The following is a 21,731-nucleotide window of genomic DNA, read 5'->3' as shown; positions in this document are numbered from 1 at the left end:
GGGTCGCGGCATCAAACACCGTGCCGCGCGCGATAGCAACGGCGGCGCGGCTGCCCTGTTCCCGCGCGGCTCGCGGCCATCGCTACGGCATGGTTGGATGCCGCCCGAGAGACCGAAACGGTCCGGCATCGGGAGGACTGACATGATGGAATTCCGCGAGAAGGCGTCCGGGCTGATGTTCCCGGAGGGGCCGGTGGTGCTCGCCGATGGCTCCGTGCTGCTGGTCGAGATCGCCCGCGGCACGGTGACGAAGGTCGCCGTCGATGGCGCAGTGACCTATCTCGCCCATCCCGGCGGCGGGCCGAACGGCCTCGCGCTCGGCCCCGACGGCAAGCTCTACATCTGCAACAATGGCGGCTTCCGCTGGACCCCGCCGGGCGATGCGCGCGGCATGCTGCCCCTCGGCCAGGCGGAGGACTATTCCGGCGGGCGGATCGAGCGGCTGGACCTTGCGACCGGCGCGCTGGAGGTGCTCTACACCGCCAGCGAGGCCTGCCCGTTCAAGGGGCCGAACGACATCGTCTTCGATGCCGAGGGCGGCTTCTACTTCACCGATCTCGGCAAGACCCGGCCGCGCGACATGGACCGCGGCGGCGTCTATTACGCCAAGGCCGATGGCTCCTTCATCACCGAACTCGCCCATCCCATGGTGACGCCGAACGGCATCGGCCTGTCGCCGGACGGCAGCGTGCTCTACGTCGCCGAGACCGAGACGGCGCGGCTCTGGGCCTTCGACCTCGACGGGCCGGGCCGCATCCGCCGCCACCCTTTCCCCTCGCCGCACGGGGGGAGGATCGTCGCGGGGATCGGCGGCTACAACCGCTTCGATTCCCTCGCCGTGGATGCCGATGGCCAGATCTGCGTGGCCACGCTGGTGAATGGCGGCATTACCGTGATCGATCCGGACACCGGGGATTTCAGGCATATCCCGGTGCCGGGAGAGCGCTGGGTGACCAACATCGCCTTCGGCGGGCCGGAGCTGCGCACGGCCTATCTGACGCTGTCCTCCACGGGCCGGCTGGTGGCGACGGAGTGGGAGAATTCGGGGCTGCTGCTGAACTTCCAGCAGGCGTGAGACCATCCCTGCAGCGATGAAGTGCGTCCTTCGAGGCTCGCTGCCGCTCGCACCTCAGGATGAGGAATGTGGAGCATTGCAGCTCGGTCGATGGATGCGGAACCGTCGCGCTGCCTGCGTCGGGCATGCCGGACTCCAACCTTCCTCATCCTGAGGTGCGAGCGCATAGCGAGAAGCGAACGCGTCTCGCGTTCGCTCGATGCTATGGCGAGCCTCGAAGGACGCACTTGCCTGATGCAGGGCGCGGGCGGGGTTTTGTCCTATTCGCAGCCCTCAAAGCCGCTTGAACCGATGCCCCACCGCCACCTCGCCGAAGCGCACGCGATGCGGTTGCAGGCCCGGCGCGAGGTGGGCGCGGAAATGGCGCATCATGTCCTCCCGGGTCAGCGTCTCGCCGGCCTTCGCCTGCACCAGCACCTCGACATGCTCGCCGGTGATGGGATTGCGCCCGCCTGACGCCGCCGCCAGTTCCACGCCGGGGTGGAGCAGCGCCACGCGCTCGATCTCGCCGGGCAGGATCTTCTGGCCGCCGACATTGATGACGTCGCTGGTGCGCCCGACCACGCGGAGATAGTCGCCCTTCACCTCCACCACATCGCGGGTGTCGTACCAGCCGTCGGCGGAGAAGGGCGAGGGAGCGTTGAGATAGCCGATCATGCGGTTCGCCGCGCGGATCTCCAGCACGCTGTCGGCGCGCACCCGCGTCTCCACGCCCTCGCCGCCGACCTTCATGAACAGGCTGTCGCGCGCCTCCGACTTCACCCGGAGGATGCCGAGCTCCGACATGCCGTAGGTCTGGCGGAAATCGACCCCCGGCAGCGCCTCGCAGAGCCGGAGCAGGGTCGGCTCGTCCATGCGCTCGGTGCCGTAGGTGACGACCTTCAGCGTCGAGCCGGCAAGGCGCGGCAGAAGCCCGCTCATCAGGGCCATGCGCAGGAAGGTCGGCGTCGTCGGCAGGAGCTCGACCCCATGGGCAAGGATCTCGGCGACCACCGCCTCCGCCGTGCGCTTCGACGGGACAACGATCAGGCCGTTGTTGAAGAGCGTGTGGAGCAGCGTGTTGATGCCGCCGATATGGTCGAACATGAGGAAGCTCATGGTGACCAGCGCCTCGCGGGGTGTGCGGAAGCGGGCGAGGAAGGGCTCGAAATCGTGGAGGATGGCCTTCGGCCGGCCGGTCGTGCCAGAGGAGAAGAGCACGAGGCCGGCATGGCCGCGCTGTCTCAGTTCCGCGAGCATCGGATGGTCGAGGCCGGCCTGCGGGCGGCGTGTCACGCTGCCGCCGTCGATCACCACGTTCACATGGGCGGCGTCGTGGAAATAGGCGTGGTCGGCGGCAGTCTGGCGGGTCAGCGGCACTAGGATGGCGCGGGCATCGACGAGGCGCAGCAGCGTCGCGACGCTCGCCGGCTCGAAATCGCCGACAAGGGCGACGACATCGCCGGGCTCAATCATCGCGAGGTCCGGCCCGCTCGCCGCGACGATGTCGGCGAAGGCGAGGCTGCCGCCGGCGCCCATGAGGAAGGGCCTCGTCACATCGGCCTGGCGGGCGAGGATCTCAGCGACCAGCCCGGCCATCAGGCGCCCCCGAGGTGGAGGACCTCGCCGGAGATCATCGCGCTCTGCTCGGACAGGAGGAAGGCGACGAGGTTCCAGACATCCTCCGGCGTGCCCTTCCGCTGCACCACCTGGCGGCGGACGATGCGGTCGATGGCCTCGGCCGGCACCTTGGCGATGAGGTCGGTGTCGATGGGACCCGGCGCGATGCAGTTCACCGTCACGCCGAAGCCGGCGACCTCGCGGGCGAAGGCGCGGGCAAAACCCTCGACGCCGGCCTTGGAGGCGACATAGACCGCCTCGCCGGCAAGGCCGAGCGGCACGGCGATGGTGGAGAAATGGATGATGCGGCCGGCCTTGGCGCGGATCAGCGCCGGGGCGAAGGCCTGGCTCACATGGATCGCGCCCATGAGGTTGGTGGCGATGACCTTGCTGACGGTTGCCGGCGGCGTCATCAGCGCGAGGTTCATGCTCGCGACGCCGGCGGCATTGACCACGCCCCATAGTGGCATCTCACGCGGAAGCCGGCTCGCCACCGCCTTCACCGCCGCGGCGTCGGCGACGTCGCAGGCATGGATGGGGAAGGGCGCCTCGGCCGGCTTGCGGGCGATGCCGATGACGTCATAGCCGGCGGCGATGGCGCGCTCGGCGACCGCGCGCCCGAGGCCGCGGCTCGCGCCGGTGACGAGGAGGGTGCGCCTCACGCGTCCACCATCTGCGCCGCCATATGGGCGGCGAGCGTGCCGATGGAGCGATAGGGGCTGCGGGAGGAGGAGAAGGCGGCGTCGTTCATCCAGTCGAAGGGCTTGCCGAAGCGCTCGCCGGCAAAGTCCTCCAGCGCCAGCATGATTTCGAGCAGGCCTTGCGAGTCGACCACCGCGCCATCGCCGACCAGCGGCGAGGCCGCTGTCAGGCCCGCGCCGTCCTCGCCGGTGATGAAGGCGACAAGGTCGCGGATCTTCGCCTCGATGTCGCGCTGAGCCGCTTCTGCCGTCATGTCCCGCCCCGATTCGCAGCCCCGCCATGATAGTCGAACGGAGGGACGGTGGCTGCGTCGGGGCGTCCCGTTCAGTGCGAGATGAGGATTGGCAGCGTCGGATGGGCGAGGATGCCGAGCGTCGCCCCGCCAACGATGAAGTCGCGCATGCGCGAGTGACCGTAGCCGCCCATCACCAGCATGTCGGCGCCCAATTGGCCGCTCGCCTCCTGGAGCGTGTGGGCAACCGGGCGCCCGTTGCCGGACAGCGCCCGGTGGTCGGCCTCGAAGCCCTTGCGGCGGAGAGCCTCGGTGAGCCGGGTGCCCACATCTGCTTCCAGTGTCTTGTCGTCATCGACGGTGAGAACGGTCAGGCGGGCCGTGTCCGCCAGCAGGGGGAGCGCGTCGGCGAGGGCACGGGCCGCGACCCTGCTGCCGTCCCATGCCACCGTGACGTGCCGCAGCGATGACAGGGCGCTGCCCTCGGGCACGATCAGGGATGGCCGGCCGGAGCCGAAGATCACCGCCTCCGCCACCTCTTTGCCGGTCAGGTTGTCCGGATCCCAGGGCAGGATGACGAGGTCATGGTAGCGGGCGGCCCGGACGAGAGCCCCCTTGGCGTCGGCCGGCAGGGCGGCACGCGTCTCGACCTCTGCCGTCACACCCTTGCCCTCCGCCAGTCGCCGGATCGTCGCCGCGAGCACTTCCGCCGTGGCGCGGCTGTCGTTCTCCACCTTGGCGATCATGTCCGAGACCCCGATCACCAGTCCGGCAATGGAGGCGCTCGAAGTGGGGAGGTCGGCGCTGTAAACCGTCGCGGACAGGTCGGCCTGCACCACCTGCGCAGCCTGCAGAGCTGCGTCCAGCGCGCGCTGGGTGGGGGCGTGGGGGAAGGTGAGAACGGGCAGGTAAACGGTTCGGCGCATGGTTGCAGTCTCCTTGGGCGGGAAGGCCTGCGAGACTCATGGCGTGCGGGCAGCGCGCCTGGTTTGACCTGCCGCAACCCGCGACCGCGACATTTCAACGCGTGGCTGTGGTGGCCTTGCGACCGCAATGACGGATCAGCGCCAGCCGGTGGGGACGGACACGCAGCGGCGGAACAGGTCCTCGTACCAGATGCGGTCGGCATGGTCGGAGACGAAGGCGACGCGCGTGCGTCCGTCCTCGGTCAGCACGCTGGCGGCGGCGATCGTGTGGTCGTTGACATCCATCGCCTTGATCAGCGCGCCGCCGATCAGGGGCGAACGGCGGACCAGCGGAATGCGGGTGTTGAAGAGGTTCTCGATGCAGCTTGCGACATAGGTCGCCGGCAGGTTCGACTCGACGGTGATCGGTCCCTGCGTCGCGTAGTTGCCGGCGCAGGCGGCGAGCATCAGCCCGGCGGCCATGCCGCCGAGGGCTTTCAGGCTCGCGCGCAGGGACCGGCTCATCATGCCCGGTCAACGCGGCTGGCGGTGCGGGGTTCCCGGCGGGGCGGTATCTTGGGCGACCTTGTGGCCATGGCTCCTGACGCGAAAAGCCCGCCGGGATGCGGCGGGCTTTCGGATCGGTGAGGGGCGGTCGCAGGCTGTCGTCAGCCCTTGCGGCCCTTGCGCCCGGCGGCCTTGGCCGGCGCCATGGCGGCGGCGGTGTGGCGATCGCGGGCGTCGCGCTCGAGGCGGAGCTGGCGCAGCTTGTTCATGTTGGCGTCGCGGGCATTGGCCATGGCAGCGATGTCGAGATGCACGCGGTCGCGGGCGATCTGCTTCTCGCCCTTGAGGAAGGCGGCATTGGCGGAGGCGCGGGTCTTGGTGTGGCTGGTCATGGCATCCTCATGGGAACGAGAGGGGTGTCGAGGGCATCAAGAAAAAGGCCGGGCGATGCCCGGCCTTGTCGTCGAGGGGGTGCCTTGTGGTCCGGTCCCAGTCCATCCGTGGCAAACGAACCTGAAGGCACGCGGCGTCACGCCGCCTGGAGCTGTTCAGCCGCCATCTTGCCGGACTTGTTGTCCCGCATGACCTGGAAGCCGAGCTTCTGACCCTCGTTGATGGTGCTCATGCCGGCGCGCTCGACGGCCGAGATGTGCACGAAGACGTCCGCGCCGCCGTCATCCGGCTGGATGAAGCCGAAACCCTTGGTGGCGTTGAACCATTTCACTGTGCCGGTGGTCATGATGATCCTCCCTTTGGCAATAGAAGTCCGCCCGCGCGGATGCGCAGTCGGGCCGAACGATTTTCGAAGGGGAGGTGTTCGTCAGGAGCGCGCCGAAGCGGCAAAAAACAAAGGCCGACCGAGCAAATATCGATCTCTGCTTGTACGATGATTGTTCTGCAAAGGCAAGAGATTTTATCAGTGCCTGTTTTTGGCGCATGTTTTTCTATCTGCCGAATTTTATCGAGATTGTGGCGCCGAAAGGATCAAGCTACGGCGCTGGGGGCTCCAGCATGATGATAAGCCCAGGGATTTGAACCACCGTGTCCGTCAGGGGCTGCGCGGCCCCTGCCCGATCAGAAGGTGGCGCGCCGAAGGGCCTGAGATCGGTGTCGGGGATATCCACCGCAGCCCCGGTGCCGGAGGGGGCGGGCGACTGCACGCGAACCGGCTGCAGCGCTTGAACGGTTTCGACCATGACGCGCGCGGTCGGGAGCACGGTCTGCCGCCATGGTGCAATGCGCACCGTGGCCGGTTGAGCGCCGGGGGCAGGCGCCAGGCCGCCAGCCCGCGGTGCCTGCCGCTCCAGGTCCTGCCGACAGAGCATGGTGTCGCTGGAGCGGCAGAATGCGACCTGCACGCGGCGCGCCGGCAGATCACGAAAGGTCAGATTGAGGCCGGATGCGCCCTTCGGCCGCTGGTCGACAGGAAGACAATAGTCGTAGGCCGTAGGCTGGTCGGCATGGTCGGCCGTGGAAGCAAGGGCGCGCAGGAAGGCAATCCCCACCCGGGCGACACCCAACCTCCGCGCCTCGGATAGCAGGTGGGCATCTGCCGCGGCGAGAGCCTGTTCAGCTTCAGCTTCTTCCTCCGAGACGAGGAGAACCTCGGTGCAGGCGAGGACCTCTGCGGCTGCCGGCGCCTCGAACAGGCGAAGCGTTTGCTGGGCGTGGACCGCCGGTGGCGCGAGCACCGAGGCCGCCAGGGTGGCGATGGCGAGACGATGAGGGATCGTGACCATGGGGGACCTCAGCTGCACACAGGGGCGATGTTGAGAAGGCGCACCAGGGACACGGTCGTGGTGAGGGTGTTCGCGGCACTCGACACCACCATGCTCTGGAAAGGCGCCACGACGGCGCCAGCGAGGTCGCCGACAAACCTGTTGAAGTCAGGCACCGGCGTACGAGGCTGGAACGCGTAGGACACCAGGATAATCGGGACCGCCGTGACCAACTGTCCCGAGCAGATCCGAAGCCTGGTGCGACCATCATCCGGCGCCACCGTCATGCGGGGATCGACCGCAACGGCTTCGACCCGGAGGCCATAGATCCGCAGGCGCGAGTCGATCGTCACGCGCCCCTCGGGCACGACCACGATCTCCCTTCGGCACCATCGAAACGGGTTCCGCCATGTGGGGCAGGGTACGTCCGTCTTGACGGTCACCGCGGACCAAAGCTTCCAGTCGACCAGCTCGGTGCGGCAGTCGTAATCGTCCGTGTGCTTCAGTTGGACCCGGGCGAAGGCGATGCCGCCCGTTCCGCGCAGCACTCCGCTCTCGATCTGAACGACGAGGTTAGCAGCTGCGGCCTCAAGATGGGCTGCGGCCTTCAGGCTCTGAAAATCCGGATGACCGATGCAACGCTGCTTGATCTCGACCGGGGTCGCCGCGCGGATGTCGATGTTGGTCGTCACCAGCCGGCCACTCCCACTGGGGTTGCGTGGTGTTCCGTGCGTAACGACCAGGTCGAGGACGGGTATGTCGACGCGGCCCGCTACCGAAAGGCTCGAGGTCTCGATCTGCCCAGCCACATAGCCGCTGCGGAAGGCGAGGCGTCCGCGCAGGTCCGTGTCGCTCCAGACATCAACGCAGATGTCGAGCGACCCGCCCGCGAGGGTGAAGGCCGTCCCCCGACCGACCCGCGCATCGGTCAGGTTGATACAAGTGTCCCGTACCTCGACGTCCTCCAGCCTGATGCCGCTGCCGGTCGCTGGGTTCCTGCCGAACCTCCCGGAGACAAGACCTGACCTGACCAGACGAGTGCCGGTTCCTGACCAGGCGATCTGCTCGGCCGATGTACCGCCCATCTCGGCTGGTACGCTCGACAGCCTCGCGGCTGAAATCTGCAGGCCCTTGATCTCGGCCCGTCCAATGCCGCGATCAAACACCGCAGACAGGCTGTCGAACCGCAGGCTCCCATTCTCGACGCTGATGTCGCCGACGGTGGCGGGCTTGCCGGCCTCGACGATGGCTTCGGCGGTTTCGATCGACAGCCGGCCGGTCTCCACGTCGACCTTGCCGCTGGACAGGTCCAGCGACAGGGTCGCTCTGGCGTCCAGCCTGGCCGGTGCCTTGAACACGACACCCTCCGGGGATCGGCCCAGGGACAGGCGGGGATCCAGTACCGTCGTCAGAGCGGGCGCGAACAGGACACGTCCCGTCGCACCGGCGCGTTTCACAACGACGGGTGTCTGGCTGACGAAACCGATGGCGAGAGAGGCGAACTGCGTGCTGCCTCCCAGAACGAGTGGTTCGTAGGTGACCATGCCCGAGGCGCTGAATCGCAGGTCGCCGGGCGCGATCTCGAGGCGCCAGGGCTCAACACCCGCCAGATCGAGGACAAACTCCCCTTTGAGGCGGAACTCCTCGAGTTTGCCTTCGGCAACGAGCCGCCCGCCGCCGGCGTCGTGGGTCACCTTACCCCCGGCTGCGGGGAGCTGCAGATCGACGGGAATGCGGATGGCCGTCCCGCGGGCAAGGCGGGTGCGAGCCATGTCCAGCAGTTGCATGGGCTGGAACCTTAGAGCACCCAGCCGGGTGGCATAGTCGGAGAGCCGACCCGTCAGGTGCTCTTGGTCTTCGCGCTGCTCGACCCTGAAGCTGGCCGAGGTGCCGCCGACTGGCGTCACGATGCCGTCCAGCCCGAGGCTCGTCAGTGCGCTGCTGCTGATCGTGTAAACGGCGGCGCCGGGCTGTGCGGCGAGGCTTAGCTCGCATGCGGCAGCCACCATGACCGAACGTTCCGCCAGGGTGGTTTGGCAGCCGGCGCTCGCCTCCAGCCCTTCGACCTTGGGCGAGCGCATGACCAGCACGTCAGCCGTGGGCGAAATGGGAGCCATGATCTTCGCGATTCTGGCGCTGCCCCTGTCCAGGGTCACGGCGTGAAGGCCGGATTCGAGGCGGGCACTGGCAAAGCCCATGGTGACCTTCTCGATCGCCATAGCGGTCTCGGCCCCGTGCCGTTCGATGGTCACCTGGCCGTTCTCCAGCACCGCATCGCCGAAGCGACCGCTTGGCAGCACGAGGTTCGGGAGGGTCTGGCGCGGCAGCCGTCCCGTGAGACGACCCTCCAGCAGTTCCGTGTCCGAGCCGTCCAAGGGCGTGACGATGGTAATGTTCTGTCGCCGCGACGACAGGTCCATGGGCAACGCTTCAGCACCTGGCTGCAGCGCGAGGCGTGCGCCACGAACCGTGCGCGCCCAGGACGTGATCTGGAGAGCCCCCTGTGGCTGAAGGCCCTCGACGATGGTCAAAGCCTCCCGGCTCTTGATCCAAGCCTTGCTACCCGCGAGGTCGAGCACGCCACCGAAGATCGGTGCCAGTCCGGAATGGACATGGCCGACCCGCAAGCTCAGCCCGCCCCGCGGAATGGTGATGCGGGGCGTGCCACGATTGCCGGGCATGGACGAGCGCGCCGACATGCGGATCGCCTCCAGGTCACCGCCCAGAAGCAGGTCGCCTGGCGTTTCCCGGCAGCTTGCGCCTGTGGTCTCTCGCGCGGGCTCACGCAGGAACTTGATGATGGGGCGGGGATGACCGGGCCGGCCGGTCCAGTCGACCACCCAATCCTCGTACTGGTCTGCGCCGCTCTGGATGACGCGCACCGTCCGCCGCGCTGACCGGGGAACATCGCCGATGCAGAGCGACCCGATCACGATGTCGAAACGTTCCGTCGCACCGACCGAGGTCCGCGGGGACGCCGCGACCGACGGAGCACCGCAGATCGGGACCAGCGCCATTGCTATCATCGCAAGACCAATGCCCGTTCGCCCCACCATGAGTTGCCTCCCCGGCCCGTCGACGGGGATACCCGCCCTCTCTCCAGGCTCTCGCCAAGCGGACGTGGTCGTCTGTGGGAAAGGTCACAGAACGTCGGGAGATGAACTGCGAGCTTGGACGGCATTGGGTTGAGCAGGGGGGCTCGGAGCGTGAGGGGGGGCGCGGTCAAGCTGCAGGCTTTCGAGGCAAAGCAGCGCCTTGGCGGCGTTGCAACCGGCATGACAAAGTCGCCTGCGTTCCGTAGCTTGGGGTTGAGCGGTCGTGGGGCGACGACGTACATGCCGGTGGGAACGAGAGACCTTCTTGCGGCCTATGCCAGCAGCGAACTCGCGTGGCGCGTCGGCGTCGTTCTGGTGGTCGACGTGGTGGAGTCTGTCAGGCTCACGGAGGTCTACCAGGGGCGCTTCGTCACGCAATGGCTGAACCTGCGCGGCCGGATCGAGGACGAGGCCATTCGCCCCGTCGGCGGGCGGCTCGTCAAATCCCTCGGCGATGGTGTCCTCGCTGCCTTCGACAATGTTCGCGCGGCCGTTTCGGCGGCACTGACAATCCTGCGGCTGACGCAGGGCCTGTCCTCGGACGAACCCGTCCTTGCCGTGAGGATGGGGCTCGAGGCGGGCGAGTTCCTTGCCGACGATCAGGACGTTTACGGAACGACCGCCAATCTGGCCGCGCGGCTGTGCGCCTTGGCTGATCCCGGCGGGATCGTGGTCTCGGCAGCGGTCCATGCAGGCCTCGTCGACGCTATCGATGCGGACATCGAGGATCTAGGTCCCTGTCATCTCAAGCATTTCGAGCGGCCCATCCATGCCTTCAGGCTCTCGCCACCGGGGAGCCGCACGCTGCTTCAGCCGGGAGGTCTTCGCCACGACCTCGTTCCGGCCGTCGCGGTGATCCCGTTCGTGGACGTCGAGGCGCACGGCGACACCCTGGTTCTTGGCGATGTGATCGCCGACACGATCATCCAGACGTTCTCCCGATCCCAGCACATGAACGTCATTTCCCGACTGTCCAGCGCGGTGTTTCGCTGGCGGCGTACGGGGTTGTCGGACATCGGCGATCAACTGGGCGCCAAGTATGTCGTGTCGGGCTCCTATGGGCGGCGCGGCGCAAACCTGCTGATCCGTATCGAGCTGGCAGAGACCCGTTCAGGACAGGTCATCCTGCAGGAGCGGCTGTCGCTCAACGCTTCGTCGCTGGTGACCGGCGACGCTCCTTCTCTCGCCGAATTCATGGCCTCTGCGATGCGCTCCATCATGGCGCGGGAGCTTGACCGAGCCCGGCGCCAGCCCATGCCATCGCTGGAGAGCTATTCTCTTCTCCTCGCGGCCATCGGCCTCATGCACAAGCCCTCGCATCGGGATTTCGATTATGGGCGGCTGTTGCTGGAGACGCTCGTCGAACGTCTGCCGCGCGAGAGCATGCCGAAGGCCTGGCTGGCGGTGTGGTACACGATCAAGGTTCAGCTCGGCCGATCGGAGGATCCCGAGGCCGATGGTTCGAAGGCCAATGAACTGGCGCTTCGTGCGCTGGATTTCGATCCTGAGAGTTCCCTGGCGCTGTCGGTCTGCGGGCTGATCCACACCAATTTTCTCAAGAGCTTCGATGCCGCCGAGCGATATCTCGATCTCGCCATCGCCTCAAACCCAAGCGACTCCCTGGCGATCCTCCACAAATCGGCGCTGTATCAGTTCACCGACCGCGGCAAGGCTGGCTACGGATTGAACCTGCATGCCCGTGCGCTGTCGCCCCGGGATCCCCACCGTTACTACTATGATGCGATCGCCGCTTCCTGCGCCTTCTCGGCCGGCGACTATGAACTCGCCCTGATGCACGCGACTGAATCCGCACGCTGCAATCGAGGCTATGCCTCGGCGGCGCGGGTGCGGGCGGCCTCGCTTTGGCAACTCGGCAGGCATGACGAAGCCCGCAGCGCTGCCGAAGACCTGCTCGCGATCCAGCCGAACCTCACGGTCACGCAATGGCTGCGGTGGTCACCCGCCGCCGATTTCGACGTCGGCAAACGATTGTCTCACGCACTCAAACAGGCGGGCGTGCCCGACTGATCCGACAGCTCAGCCAAGGGGAGAGCAACATGGCACAACTCAACGGGCTCAACGGGCTCAATGGCCTCAACGGGCTCAACGGCCTCAATGGTCTGAATGGACTGAACGGTCTCAACGGCCTGAACGGGCTCGCCATCGCGAATGGGCTTTCCGGCGCCGCTGGCGCCACGGCGGATCCCTCGGCGCTCCTGACCACCCACGATGGCATCGCTGGCTCCTGGCAGGCGCCTGCCACGTCACCGCGATGGCCCAGTTTCGATTCGGCTGACAACCTTCGCCTCTGGGGTGCCGCCTTTCGTGGACACGCTCTGGATGCCTCGCTGTTCACCGAACTCACCTTCGCAACCTCCGGCCCCGGCCCGTCCACGCTGACGCTGTTCCATGTCGAGCGCCGCAGCGGCACCGCGGGGATCGAATGCGATCATCTGCCCATTATTTCCATCCGTGCTCCCGGCCCACAGCAGTTCGGCGGCGAACAGCTGCGATTGACGGCGGGCTATGCTGCGCTGCGCATCGACCGCATCCACGAGATCGTTTCGCAGATCCCGATTCCCCTCGGCTTCATCGGCGCGATCGCCTTCCTGTCTGACGTGCGTACGCCGCGAACCATCGAACTACTGATGGCCGCTCACCGCTTTGCGGTCCTCGTCGAGATGCGGTTCAAACAGGCTTTCGCCACACCCAGACCAGCGGATTTCTCGCCGCAGATCCAGCCGGTCATTCCGACCCCGCTGCACGGCGCCTTCCCGAGCGGGCACGCCACGGAAATGTTCATCATGGCGCGCGTGCTCTCGACCCTCCTGGCCAGTGCGGGTGTCGATCACTATCGCGAGGGCCTGTGGAAGCAACAGCTGATGCGCCTCGCCTACCGCGTGGCCGTGAACCGCACGATCGCCGGCGTCCATTTTCCCGTCGACAGCGTCGCCGGCTGTGCACTGGGTCTGGCCTTGGGCGATTATCTTGTGGCTCGCTGCCAGAAGGCCGACCGTGTGTACCGCCAGCGGATTTTCGATGGCTCGGAGTTCACCGACGATGGCAATGACCAGCAGGACTTCGCCTGGGGGCTCGTGGACGACGCCTTCGCATCGCCGGCCAACAAGCTCGCTGGCCTGACAACTGGTGGCGAGCACACCGTTGCGCGCGCGCCGATGCTCGGATGGCTGTGGGACCAGGCGCTCGCCGAATGGCAGGGCGACGGCGCTCCTGCACCTGCGCCGCGGGGGTGAGTCATGGAATGGAGAACCGAAGGCCAGAGCCGGTTCCAGGGCCGCGCCATCACAATCGATCCCCTCGCCGATTGGCTGTTGGGCGATGCCGGCGCGCCTATTGCCGCCACCGTTCCATCGCCGGATGATCTGACGCCAGATCTCTCGTTGCGGGTCTTGATCCGCCTCGCGGAAGGCGTCACCGCGGCGGACCTCGCCACTTTTGCCGTGAACGGGGTTCGCCCGGCAGACGATGCCATCGTGTTCGGCGATGTGAAGGCGGCCACATGGAGGTCCAGCATCCTCATCGCGTCGACGTATCGCCAGGCCAAGGGTCACTGGGCCGGAGCCCGGTACTGCACGGCCCGTATCGCGCCGCAGGTGGTGAATTGGCTTGCCGATCATGATGTTCTCGCATCCTTCATCGACAGCCTGACGATATCGGTTCCACCGGAACCTCTCGTCATCCGTGCCGCCGGGACCCCTTTGGCCATGCAGGCGACGCCGCGCATCGCGGCCGGCAGTGTTCTGATGGGCCTCATCGACGATGGGCTTTGCCTGGCCTCAGACCGGTTTCGCAGCGCGAACGGTCAAACGCGCTCCGTCGGCCTCTGGTCGCAACAGTTCACGGCGGCCTCGCGGCCGCCGGGCTTCGACTACGGGCGGCTCATCACGCGGCGCGAGGTGAACACTGCCCTTGGATCATCCGGCGGCGACGAGGACGCGTTCTACCGGATCATCGGGTTGTATGACGCTGGCCTGCCGCAGACGACATGGTCCGCAGCCCGCACCACCCACGGGACGCATGTGATGGACATCGCCGCCGGCGCCGCGCCGGAGGGAGATGTTGCCGGATCGGACCTGCGCCCGATCGTATCGGTCCAGTTGCCGGATGTCGCGGTGGATGATGGTTCCGGTCATTCCCTCGGCTATTACCTGCTCGACGGTCTTCGCTTCATCGCCGCCATGGCCGAGCGTATGGCGGAGGGGACAGACGGTCCTCCCAACCCCGTCGTCGTGACCGTCAGCTACGGCAACATGGCAGGGCCCCACGATGGCAGCTCGGATGTCGAGCGAGCGATGGACGACCTCGTGAGGGGCTGGTCCGTGGCCTATCCCAGCGTTCCGTTCGTCATCGTCATGCCTTCGGGCAACAGCTATCTCGCCGACTGTCATGCGGCGCTGCCAGCCGACGGGTTCGAGCGCGATTTTCCGCAGTCCTTGACCTGGGAGATCCTGCCGGACGACGGCACTCCCAATCTCGTGCAGGTCTGGCTCCCCGACGGATTTGACGGTGTCTTCTCGCTGCAGGTGTCGACCCCGACGGGTCAGACAGTCGCTCTCTCGACCAAGGGCACCAGCTTCGCGGAACTCCGCGACGACAAGGGGCGGCTCGTCGCCCAGGCCATCTCCTGTCCGCCGTCCAAGGCGCGCAGCCGCCACCTCTTCCAGATCTGTGTCACCCGCACCGCCCCGGATGACGTTGGCGGGCCGGTGGCACCGCATGGGCGGTGGCGCCTCACCGCTGCGGCCAGCGGCATGCAGACGGGGACTCATGTCCATGCCTGGGTCCAGCGCGACGATCTCCCGCGGCGAACGGTTCGCAACGCCCGTCAGTCCCGGTTTGTCGATCCTTGCGGCGGGACGCGTGATCGACGGGTTCCGAACGAGGGGGCGGAGCACCGATGCCTCGTCGATGGCGCGGGGTCGCTCAACGCCATGGCGAGTGGCAGTAGCGTCGTCGTGGTGGCGGGCGCTTTCGTGCGCACCGACATGGCAGGCGGCGTTCCCGACATCGCGCCCTATTCCGGTGCCGGCTTCAAGGGCGAGGAGAACCGCGGGGTCGATCTGGCGGCCCCTTCCGAGGAATCGGTCGTCTTGGCCGGCATCAGGGCCGGCGGTGCGCGCAGCCGCAGCTCGGTCCGGCTCAACGGCACCAGCGTCGCGGCCCCATTCGTCGCGCGCCGGATCGCGGATCGCATCGAATCCTTCCGGCAAGCATCGCCAAAATCGGCGGCCGGCGGTCTCGTGTCGACCTTCGCAAGGCCCTCGAAGTCGGATGAGCGCCAGGGCTGGGGGATAATCCGACCAGCGGCCACCGACGACGACAACTCCGATCGTCATCCACTGCGATTCTGAGGCCGTCAGGACTCGGCCAGCCGCTCGAGGGCCGCCATGTCGATGATGGTGATCGTCTTGCGCCCGGTGCGCAGGATTCGGCGCGTCGCGAGGGCAGAGAGCTCCCGCGACACCGCTTCGCGATGCGTGGATGTGCGGGCCGCAATCTCGTAGTGCGTCGGGGCGGGCCGGATGTCGACTGCATTCAGCGTGGGATAGCCGTTCCGAGCGAGCCGGAGCAGCTCCCGTCGTATCCGCTGTGACGAGCGCAGCGTGCTGACCTCGAAAACCCGGCCGGAGAGGTCGCGCACCCGACCGGCAAGATGGATCGCGAGATTGAGTCCAAGCTGCGGATGGCGCAGGACGGCCTCCCGCAACGCCTCGGCCCGCATGGTGGCGAGCACGGACTCCTCGGCGGCCATCACATCGGCCGATCGTGGTCCTCCGTCGATCGCGGCCAGTTCACCGAAGAAGGCGCCCGGTCCGATTTCGACAAAGGCGACTTCATGTCCGTCGTCGGCGAAGGACCGTACCGAGAGACGCCCGGAGACGACCAGGAAGAGGTCGGTTGAACGATCATCCGCCGCGATGATCCGGCTGCCTTCGGCATAACGCCGGGGCGAGAAGGAGTGTCCGAGCTCGCGTTTCGCTTCAGCCGACAAGCCCACAAACAGCGCATTGTCCCGCAGATCCATCAACCGGCCCCCGACGGCTGCATTCGCCCTGTCATTGTCAGCGACGGACGTCATCTTCGCAAGTGTGGGCTAAATCACAGAAGCCACCCCACAACATTGGCCAAGCTCTGGATCGCCAAATTGGCTGTCTTGTCCAAGGGGGATCTGTGATGTCGTTGTCAGACAATACCGTTCTTTTTGCCGCTTTTTTCCTGTTGATCTTCAATGGGGCGACGATCGCCCTGATCGTCACAAGCCTTCGCCACGTCGTGTTCGCCGAGGTCCTCGGCGAGAAGGCGCCATCCAGGCAGCCGGCCGACAGGGGCGCGGCCGCAGGCGCAAACGCTGGGGGTGCAGCCTCTTCCGAGCCTGCTGCGGAGCCGGGCAGTTTCAGCCGTGTCGCCGGCTTCGTCGGCTCGGTCGTCATGGCAACCTTCTTCTGGGGGATCGCCAACGTGGTCCTTTTCCGGCTGATGGCCGGGGATGCCGGCGTTGCGCGCTTGCTCGACGGAATCCCGACCTTCCTGTTCGCCGGCTCGGCGATGTTCCTGCCCTACGCGGCCAACCAGCTCCGCGGCATGATCAATCCGTCCTCCTGAGGCGGCCCACACATCCTGAAAATCCATACCTGGCGTCGTGGAGGGCGATCCATGAGAAGGCTTACGCGTATTGTCGCGATCATTCCTGTTCTCATCTTGTTGGGGGCCTGCAGCACACTCCCGAACGCGGACGGCGTCGCGCGCTTCGGCAAGGCCGTGACCGCCTCCACGACGGTCATGGAAGACGCGATCGCCTTGAGCGCGCGGATCCAGATGCTGGACGAGGCTGAAATCCACGCCCAGAGCTTTGTTCGCGGCGGGCCGGTCGCCTTGTCCGTGGGCACCGTGCCTCTCCTGCCGAAGGAACAAATCGAACTTCGGTTGCAGCTGCTCTCGGCCCTCGGCGGATATGGCAAGGCGCTTGCCGATGCGGCCGACAACGGCAACGTCGCGAAGCTTGAAGCCGCAGCGGCGAAACTTGGTGGGGCGGCGACGTCGCTTGCGGCGGTGCTATCGCCAACAACGGCGCCGATTGCTGGGCCTGCCATCCGCCTGGTCTCGCGCGGCGTCGGCATTCTGCTCGGAAACGCCTATGCGGCAGAAATCCAGGCAGTCATTTCGGCTCGTGATGCTGATGTCAAGCAGGCGGCGACGCTCCTGCGGAGGAGCCTCGGTACGGTTCGCAGTGTCCTTCGCAGACAGCACGCTGTCTTTACCGACTCCCGTAGCGATAGCCTCAGCCTGATCCGGGGCGACCGCCGCATCGACCGCCTCCGGGCCTATGATGAATGGCGTCGCGCTCGCCAGGAGGTGGCCGAGATCTCGGCGGCCTTGGCGGCAGTCGATCGCTATGACCAGGTGCTTACCGCTCTGGAAGACTCCCACCACGCCCTCGCGACCGGAAAGCCTGACGGAGAACAACTGCTGCGTCGCTTTGTCGATCTTTCCGATGACATCGCAGCGCTCGCCACAGCCATCAGGAGGACCCCATGACCACGCCTCGGACTCTAATGTCGCGTATCGCCCGCGACAGGCTCGCGATCGCCGGCACCAGGGCATCTGTTCGGGCCGCCGCGCCGTTGACCATCGACCAGGCCATCGAAGCTCTCGACGCCGCCGGCGAGGTTCTGCGGCGGCTCAGCGAGGAGACCAATGATGCGCAGCTGCTCGCCCGCTACCATGCGGCGCAGCGGGCAATCCTGAAGGAAATCATCGCACTTGCGAAAATCGCTCTCTCCCAGCACGACGCTGAGTATCGCGTGCTGACCGCCAACTTCCGCAAGGCGAAGGACGATCTCGTGGCGGCCAAGACCAAGGCGAATGAACTGGCGGACAGGCTGAACCTGACCGCCGATGTTCTCGGCGCCATGACGAAGCTCATTTCCGCCATCGGCTGATCGCAGGCCTTCCGGCGCAGGCGACTGCCCCTGGGCGCGCGCGCCGGACTGTCGGCAGGAGATGACGAGGCGGGCAGGGCCTGTGGCAGATGGTTCTGCCCAGGCCCTGCACCGTCATGCCGCGCGGACGCGGTTGAGGAAATCGTCGACGACGGAGCGGGTGCTGACGACGTCCTGCGCCAGGGCGCCTGCAACGCTGGCGATGGCCCGCGAGGTCTCCTCGGTGCTGTCCACCCGGTGCAGCATCTCGTTGACCTGCCGGCCTGTGACGGCGGTGCCCTCGACGCTTGTCGCCGCGGCCTTGGCGATCTCGCCGAAGGCGGCCGTCTGCTCGTCGATCGAGGTGCGGATGATGCCGGTGGCCTGCACGTTGCCGGAGGTGGCGGTGGCGATCGAGTTGATGGCCTGGACCGTCTGGTTGGTGGCCTCCTGGATGGCGATGATCTTGGAGGAGATCTGCTCGGTGGCGCGCTTGGTCTGGGCGGCGAGCGCCTTCACCTCGCTGGCGACGACCGAGAAGCCCTTGCCGGCCTCGCCGGCGCGGGCCGCCTCGATCGTGGCATTGAGCGCCAGCAGGTTGGTCTGCTCGGCGATGGTGCCGATGAGCGTGATGACATTGGCGACGTCATTGGCGCTGTCCGACAGCTTCTGCACCTCCTGAACGGTGCCCTCGACGGTCGCGGCGGTCTTCTCGTAGGCGCCAGCCATGTCGGAGGCCTGGCGGCGGATCTCCTCGGCGGTGGCGGTCAGCTGGACGATGGCGGCGGCAATGGTCTGGGCCTGGGTGCCGGACTGGGCGGCGGCCTCGGAGGCGGCGCCAGCCTGGCTGCGGGCCTCGCCCATGCCGGCCGCAAGGCTCGCGGCGGTCGCATCGAGCTGATCGGCGCGGGTGGCCACCTGCGACACGGTGTGGGCGATGCGCTCGCGGAAGCTCTCGATGATCCCGCCGAGGGCCGTGGCGCGGTCGGCCTCGCGGATACGGTCGGCGGCCGTCTGGCCCTCGAGCCGCTGGCGCTCCTCGAGGCTGATCCTCAGGCCCTCGAGGCTGCGGGCGAGGCCGCCGCGCTCGTCGCGCAGGTCCTGATGCGGAATGGCGACGGCAACCTCGCCGGCCGCGAGCGTGCCGGCCGCGGCGCTGAGATCCGCCAGCGGCGAGACCTGCCGGCGCACCACCCACCACATGGCCAGCGCCGAGACGAGGGCAGCGATGACGCCGAGGATCGTCAGCGTCTGGTTGAACTCGGCGATGGAGCCCTGGACGCTGGCGAGCGACGAGCCGCTGGCGATGCCCCCGAGCACCGCGCCCGAGGGATCGACGATGGGCACCCAGCGGGTGAGGTAATCGATGCCGCCGACGCGGGTCGGGGCGACGACCGGCTGACGCGCCTCGAGCGCCGCCACGACCGGGCTGGCACGGTCGACCTGGACGCCGATGGCGCGGCTGCCGTCCTCACGTCGGGCGGTGGTGGACAGGCGGACATAGGAGCCGTCGTCACGGCGGCCGACAATGGTCGCGACGCCCGCCAGCGACTGGGCGATGCGGTCGACGACCTGATGCTGGCCGACGTCCATCGGCCCCTTCAGGATGATCTTGTTGACCAGGCCGTCGGAGGAGAACTCGCCGCGCGCGCCGGGGAAGCCGGTCTCGACGACAGCGAGAGCGAGACCGCTTGTGCGGGCAATCGACTCCTTGCGCAGGGACATCTTGGTCTCCGCGCTCTTGTTGATGGCGACGGCGGCGAAGACACCGAGGGAGGCGATGCTCACGACGATCGCCAGAGCGACGACCTTGCTGATCATTCCGAAGCGGATGCGCACGATGGAATCTCCATAAAGTGCGCGTGATTTTCGGGTCAAAGCGTTAACGAAGCTGGCATGGCTGGTATCTGGCAACCTGCGACAAATTGTCAAAGCTTGCAGCCAGCGCTTCAACCGGCCGCGGGCATGCCGCGTCGCCCGTGACAGGTTGCCGAATAACGAAAAACCCCGGCGAACCTTGGGGGTTCGCCGGGGTTTTGAATGGTGGGCGCGGCTGGGATCGAACCAGCGACCCCTACGATGTCAACGTAGTGCTCTCCCGCTGAGCTACGCGCCCGGTGCGGCCCGGGGGCCGCGGAAGCGAGGCGCACCGTATAGTGGGGATCGCGCGAGCGTGCAAGAGGCCCGCGGAGCCCAAAATCCGGTATCGCCGGGGCGGCCTCAGGCGGCCTGCTTCAGCATCTTCTCGACCTCGTTGACGAGGTCGCGCAGGTGGAAGGGCTTGGAGAGGATCTTGGCATCCTTCGGGGCCTGCGAATCCGGCTGAAGGGCCACGGCGGCGAAGCCGGTGATGAACATCACCTTGATGTCGGGGTCGAGTTCGGTGGCGCGGCGGGCGAGCTCGATGCCGTCCATCTCGGGCATGACGATGTCGGTGAGCAGGAGCTCGAAGGGCTCCTCGCGCAGGCGGTGATAGGCCGACAGACCATTGTCGAAATGGGCGACGTCGTAGCCGGCCGTCTGCAGCGCCTTCACCAGGAAGCGGCGCATGTCGTTGTCGTCTTCCGCCAGCAGAATCTTGCCCATGCCGAATGCGATCCTCAGTCCGTCCGTCGTCGGGAGAGCGGTGTAGCGAACCCGATCCCGGTTGTGGTCATCAAGCCGGAACTTGGTAAAGGCTTGGTGAACGGAACGCCCGAAATCGGCTTCGGCGGGCCGCCCCGCGGTGGCGGGGGTTCACAGGGCGGGCCTGCGCGCTAATGTGCAGACAAGGCCCAGTGACGGACGGATGATGACGGACCCGGCGATCTGCGACATCGAACCAGCCTTCGAGGCGCTCGAGCCGGTGGAGATGCGCGCGGCGGTGATCTTCAACTCGCCGCATTCGGGACGGGTCTATCCGCCGAACTTCCTCCGCCAGGTCAGGCTCGACATGGCGTTGCTCCGCCGATCCGAGGACACGGCGGTGGATTCGCTCTTCGCCGGCGTGGTCGAGCGGGGCATGCCGCTGATGCGGGTGCATTTCCCCCGCTCCATGGTGGATGTGAATCGCGAGCCCTACGAACTCGATCCCCGCATGTTCGACGGCCGCTTGCCGACCTTCGCCAATACCCGCTCCATGCGGGTGGCCGGCGGCCTCGGCACCATCCCGCGCGTCGTCGGCGAGGCGCAGGAGATCTATGCCCGCCGCCTGCCGGTGGACGAGGCGCTGATGCGCATCGAAACCCTCTACAAGCCCTATCACCGGGCGCTGCGGCGGCTTATCTCATCGACGCACCGCGCCTTCGGCGGTGCACTGCTGGTCGACTGCCATTCGATGCCGTCCATGGCGCCGGTGCGCGAGGACCGGCCGCGCGCTGACATGGTCATCGGTGATCGGTACGGCACGAGCTGCGCGCCGGCCGTGGGCGACCTCGTCGAGGCAGTGCTGCGCGAGCGCGGCTACAACGTGGTGCGCAACAAGCCCTATGCCGGCGGCTTCATCACCGAGCATTACGGCCAGCCGCAGACCGGCGTCCATGCGGTGCAGATCGAGATCAACCGCGCCCTCTACATGGATGAGCGCAGCTATCGGCTCACCGACCATTTCCCGCAGCTGCAGGCGGACATGATGGTGCTGGCCGAGGCCCTGGCGCGGCTGCCGCTCGAGCGCGGCAGCGACTGGCGCGTCGCGGCGGAATAGCCGGATCAGACCCCACAATTTTGCATGACGAGGGCCCGGAGGACCTCTTCGACCTCCTGAGGGGTTGTCATGATTCCGTCGTCCTGATCGCTCGATCAGGGTGCGGCGCACAAGGCCAGTCACCCATTTTTCGATTTTATACAGTTTGGCGCCGAACCTGACGTGGCGAGGAAACTTGCCTTAAATCGTTGATTTAAAGGATTTATGGCATCCCGGAAAAGAAAGAGGCCGCTCACTTTCGTGAGCGGCCCAAGTCTAGGGAGGAAACGCCCAAGG

Annotated in this window: 20 protein-coding genes and 1 tRNA gene; 8 read left to right on the top strand and 13 right to left on the bottom strand. The window is 66.9% G+C overall.

The annotated features are described in order from the left end of the window. Positions 1-142 precede the first annotated feature (142 nt). Positions 143-1,075, top strand: a complete 933-nt coding sequence (locus O9344_RS11725) for an SMP-30/gluconolactonase/LRE family protein (RefSeq protein WP_298476984.1) — start codon at positions 143-145, stop codon at positions 1,073-1,075. A gap of 273 nt (positions 1,076-1,348) precedes the next feature. Here the strand turns inward: O9344_RS11725 and O9344_RS11720 are convergent, their stop codons facing one another. The 9 genes from O9344_RS11720 to O9344_RS11680 form a co-directional block, all read right to left on the bottom strand. Continuing rightward, positions 1,349-2,653, bottom strand: coding sequence for a fatty acid--CoA ligase family protein (locus O9344_RS11720; protein ID WP_298476981.1), 1,305 nt, complete (start codon positions 2,651-2,653; stop codon positions 1,349-1,351). Further along, positions 2,653-3,336, bottom strand: coding sequence for an SDR family oxidoreductase (locus O9344_RS11715; protein ID WP_298476978.1), 684 nt, complete (start codon positions 3,334-3,336; stop codon positions 2,653-2,655). The genes O9344_RS11720 and O9344_RS11715 overlap by 1 nt, the downstream gene beginning before the upstream one ends. Beyond that, the gene (locus O9344_RS11710; protein WP_298476976.1) at positions 3,333-3,629 is read right to left on the bottom strand and encodes an acyl carrier protein; all 297 of its coding nucleotides are present in this window, start codon (positions 3,627-3,629) and stop codon (positions 3,333-3,335) included. Before O9344_RS11710 ends, O9344_RS11715 begins: the two co-directional genes overlap by 4 nt. Positions 3,630-3,700: 71 nt before the next feature. After that, positions 3,701-4,534: a universal stress protein gene (locus O9344_RS11705; protein ID WP_298476973.1), complete on the bottom strand. Its 834-nt coding sequence runs from the start codon at positions 4,532-4,534 to the stop codon at positions 3,701-3,703. A 135-nt stretch (positions 4,535-4,669) separates the two neighbouring features. Continuing rightward, positions 4,670-5,041: a hypothetical protein gene (locus O9344_RS11700; protein ID WP_298476969.1), complete on the bottom strand. Its 372-nt coding sequence runs from the start codon at positions 5,039-5,041 to the stop codon at positions 4,670-4,672. A 140-nt stretch (positions 5,042-5,181) separates the two neighbouring features. Continuing rightward, positions 5,182-5,412 (bottom strand): hypothetical protein, encoded by a 231-nt coding sequence (locus O9344_RS11695; protein ID WP_298476966.1) that lies wholly within the window; start codon positions 5,410-5,412, stop codon positions 5,182-5,184. A 137-nt stretch (positions 5,413-5,549) separates the two neighbouring features. Next, complete coding sequence (locus tag O9344_RS11690) at positions 5,550-5,759, bottom strand: cold-shock protein (protein ID WP_108177893.1); 210 nt, start codon at positions 5,757-5,759, stop codon at positions 5,550-5,552. A gap of 250 nt (positions 5,760-6,009) precedes the next feature. Further along, positions 6,010-6,759, bottom strand: coding sequence for a hypothetical protein (locus O9344_RS11685; RefSeq protein ID WP_298476963.1), 750 nt, complete (start codon positions 6,757-6,759; stop codon positions 6,010-6,012). Positions 6,760-6,767: 8 nt separating this feature from the next. Next, complete coding sequence (locus tag O9344_RS11680; protein WP_298476960.1) at positions 6,768-9,794, bottom strand: hypothetical protein; 3,027 nt, start codon at positions 9,792-9,794, stop codon at positions 6,768-6,770. Positions 9,795-10,073: 279 nt separating this feature from the next. Between O9344_RS11680 and O9344_RS11675 the strand changes: the two genes are divergently transcribed. Genes O9344_RS11675 through O9344_RS11665 form a run of 3 tightly spaced genes read left to right on the top strand, consistent with a single transcriptional unit; the run spans position 10,074 to position 15,205 of the window. Then, the gene (locus O9344_RS11675) at positions 10,074-11,861 is read left to right on the top strand and encodes an adenylate/guanylate cyclase domain-containing protein (RefSeq protein WP_298476957.1); all 1,788 of its coding nucleotides are present in this window, start codon (positions 10,074-10,076) and stop codon (positions 11,859-11,861) included. Positions 11,862-11,890: 29 nt separating this feature from the next. Beyond that, entirely contained in the window at positions 11,891-13,087 is a 1,197-nt protein-coding gene (locus O9344_RS11670; protein WP_298476954.1) for a phosphatase PAP2 family protein, read from the top strand. A 3-nt stretch (positions 13,088-13,090) separates the two neighbouring features. Next, on the top strand, positions 13,091-15,205 hold the full coding sequence (locus tag O9344_RS11665; protein WP_298476951.1) for a S8 family serine peptidase: 2,115 nt from the start codon (positions 13,091-13,093) through the stop codon (positions 15,203-15,205). Positions 15,206-15,210: 5 nt separating this feature from the next. Here the strand turns inward: O9344_RS11665 and O9344_RS11660 are convergent, their stop codons facing one another. Then, complete coding sequence (locus tag O9344_RS11660) at positions 15,211-15,879, bottom strand: Crp/Fnr family transcriptional regulator (RefSeq protein WP_298476948.1); 669 nt, start codon at positions 15,877-15,879, stop codon at positions 15,211-15,213. A 149-nt stretch (positions 15,880-16,028) separates the two neighbouring features. Here O9344_RS11660 and O9344_RS11655 point away from each other — a divergent pair, with 149 nt between their 5' ends. The 3 genes from O9344_RS11655 to O9344_RS11645 are packed head-to-tail and all read left to right on the top strand — an operon-like array spanning position 16,029 to position 17,794. Next, on the top strand, positions 16,029-16,457 hold the full coding sequence (locus O9344_RS11655; protein ID WP_298476945.1) for a hypothetical protein: 429 nt from the start codon (positions 16,029-16,031) through the stop codon (positions 16,455-16,457). Between the two features lie 51 nt (positions 16,458-16,508). Further along, entirely contained in the window at positions 16,509-17,390 is an 882-nt protein-coding gene (locus tag O9344_RS11650; protein ID WP_298476942.1) for a hypothetical protein, read from the top strand. Continuing rightward, entirely contained in the window at positions 17,387-17,794 is a 408-nt protein-coding gene (locus tag O9344_RS11645; protein ID WP_298476939.1) for a hypothetical protein, read from the top strand. Before O9344_RS11650 ends, O9344_RS11645 begins: the two co-directional genes overlap by 4 nt. Before the next feature lie 114 nt (positions 17,795-17,908). Here O9344_RS11645 and O9344_RS11640 read toward each other — a convergent pair whose 3' ends face one another. The 3 genes from O9344_RS11640 to cpdR form a co-directional block, all read right to left on the bottom strand. Beyond that, positions 17,909-19,612 carry a methyl-accepting chemotaxis protein gene (locus O9344_RS11640; protein WP_298476936.1) on the bottom strand — a complete coding sequence of 568 codons (1,704 nt, stop codon included), beginning with the start codon at positions 19,610-19,612 and terminating at the stop codon, positions 17,909-17,911. Between the two features lie 202 nt (positions 19,613-19,814). Further along, positions 19,815-19,889 (bottom strand) — tRNA-Val (locus O9344_RS11635). Positions 19,890-19,993: 104 nt separating this feature from the next. After that, entirely contained in the window at positions 19,994-20,359 is a 366-nt protein-coding gene (cpdR, locus tag O9344_RS11630; protein WP_108177890.1) for a cell cycle two-component system response regulator CpdR, read from the bottom strand. 205 nt (positions 20,360-20,564) lie between these two features. On the opposite strand from cpdR, the gene O9344_RS11625 reads away from it, so the two are divergent. After that, positions 20,565-21,455 (top strand): N-formylglutamate amidohydrolase, encoded by an 891-nt coding sequence (locus tag O9344_RS11625; RefSeq protein ID WP_298477065.1) that lies wholly within the window; start codon positions 20,565-20,567, stop codon positions 21,453-21,455. Positions 21,456-21,731 lie beyond the last annotated feature (276 nt).

The sequence above is a fragment of the Phreatobacter sp. genome (genome assembly GCF_027532945.1).
Taxonomy (GTDB): Bacteria; Pseudomonadota; Alphaproteobacteria; order Rhizobiales; family Phreatobacteraceae; genus Phreatobacter.
Note: the sequence above shows the minus strand (reverse complement) of the source record. Positions and strands in the feature narration are given on the sequence as shown.

Bases quoted from the DNA above. Each gene is read 5' to 3' on its own strand.
- O9344_RS11725 (WP_298476984.1), top strand. From the start codon at position 143: ATGATGGAATTCCGCGAGAAGGCGTCCGGGCTGATGTTCCCGGAGGGG.
- O9344_RS11720 (WP_298476981.1), bottom strand. From the start codon at position 2,653: ATGGCCGGGCTGGTCGCTGAGATCCTCGCCCGCCAGGCCGATGTGACG.
- O9344_RS11710 (WP_298476976.1), bottom strand. From the start codon at position 3,629: ATGACGGCAGAAGCGGCTCAGCGCGACATCGAGGCGAAGATCCGCGAC.
- O9344_RS11705 (WP_298476973.1), bottom strand. From the start codon at position 4,534: ATGCGCCGAACCGTTTACCTGCCCGTTCTCACCTTCCCCCACGCCCCC.
- O9344_RS11700 (WP_298476969.1), bottom strand. From the start codon at position 5,041: ATGATGAGCCGGTCCCTGCGCGCGAGCCTGAAAGCCCTCGGCGGCATG.
- O9344_RS11695 (WP_298476966.1), bottom strand. From the start codon at position 5,412: ATGACCAGCCACACCAAGACCCGCGCCTCCGCCAATGCCGCCTTCCTC.
- O9344_RS11690 (WP_108177893.1), bottom strand. From the start codon at position 5,759: ATGACCACCGGCACAGTGAAATGGTTCAACGCCACCAAGGGTTTCGGC.
- O9344_RS11685 (WP_298476963.1), bottom strand. From the start codon at position 6,759: ATGGTCACGATCCCTCATCGTCTCGCCATCGCCACCCTGGCGGCCTCG.
- O9344_RS11680 (WP_298476960.1), bottom strand. From the start codon at position 9,794: ATGGTGGGGCGAACGGGCATTGGTCTTGCGATGATAGCAATGGCGCTG.
- O9344_RS11675 (WP_298476957.1), top strand. From the start codon at position 10,074: ATGCCGGTGGGAACGAGAGACCTTCTTGCGGCCTATGCCAGCAGCGAA.
- O9344_RS11670 (WP_298476954.1), top strand. From the start codon at position 11,891: ATGGCACAACTCAACGGGCTCAACGGGCTCAATGGCCTCAACGGGCTC.
- O9344_RS11665 (WP_298476951.1), top strand. From the start codon at position 13,091: ATGGAATGGAGAACCGAAGGCCAGAGCCGGTTCCAGGGCCGCGCCATC.
- O9344_RS11660 (WP_298476948.1), bottom strand. From the start codon at position 15,879: ATGGATCTGCGGGACAATGCGCTGTTTGTGGGCTTGTCGGCTGAAGCG.
- O9344_RS11655 (WP_298476945.1), top strand. From the start codon at position 16,029: ATGTCGTTGTCAGACAATACCGTTCTTTTTGCCGCTTTTTTCCTGTTG.
- O9344_RS11650 (WP_298476942.1), top strand. From the start codon at position 16,509: ATGAGAAGGCTTACGCGTATTGTCGCGATCATTCCTGTTCTCATCTTG.
- O9344_RS11645 (WP_298476939.1), top strand. From the start codon at position 17,387: ATGACCACGCCTCGGACTCTAATGTCGCGTATCGCCCGCGACAGGCTC.
- cpdR (WP_108177890.1), bottom strand. From the start codon at position 20,359: ATGGGCAAGATTCTGCTGGCGGAAGACGACAACGACATGCGCCGCTTC.
- O9344_RS11625 (WP_298477065.1), top strand. From the start codon at position 20,565: ATGACGGACCCGGCGATCTGCGACATCGAACCAGCCTTCGAGGCGCTC.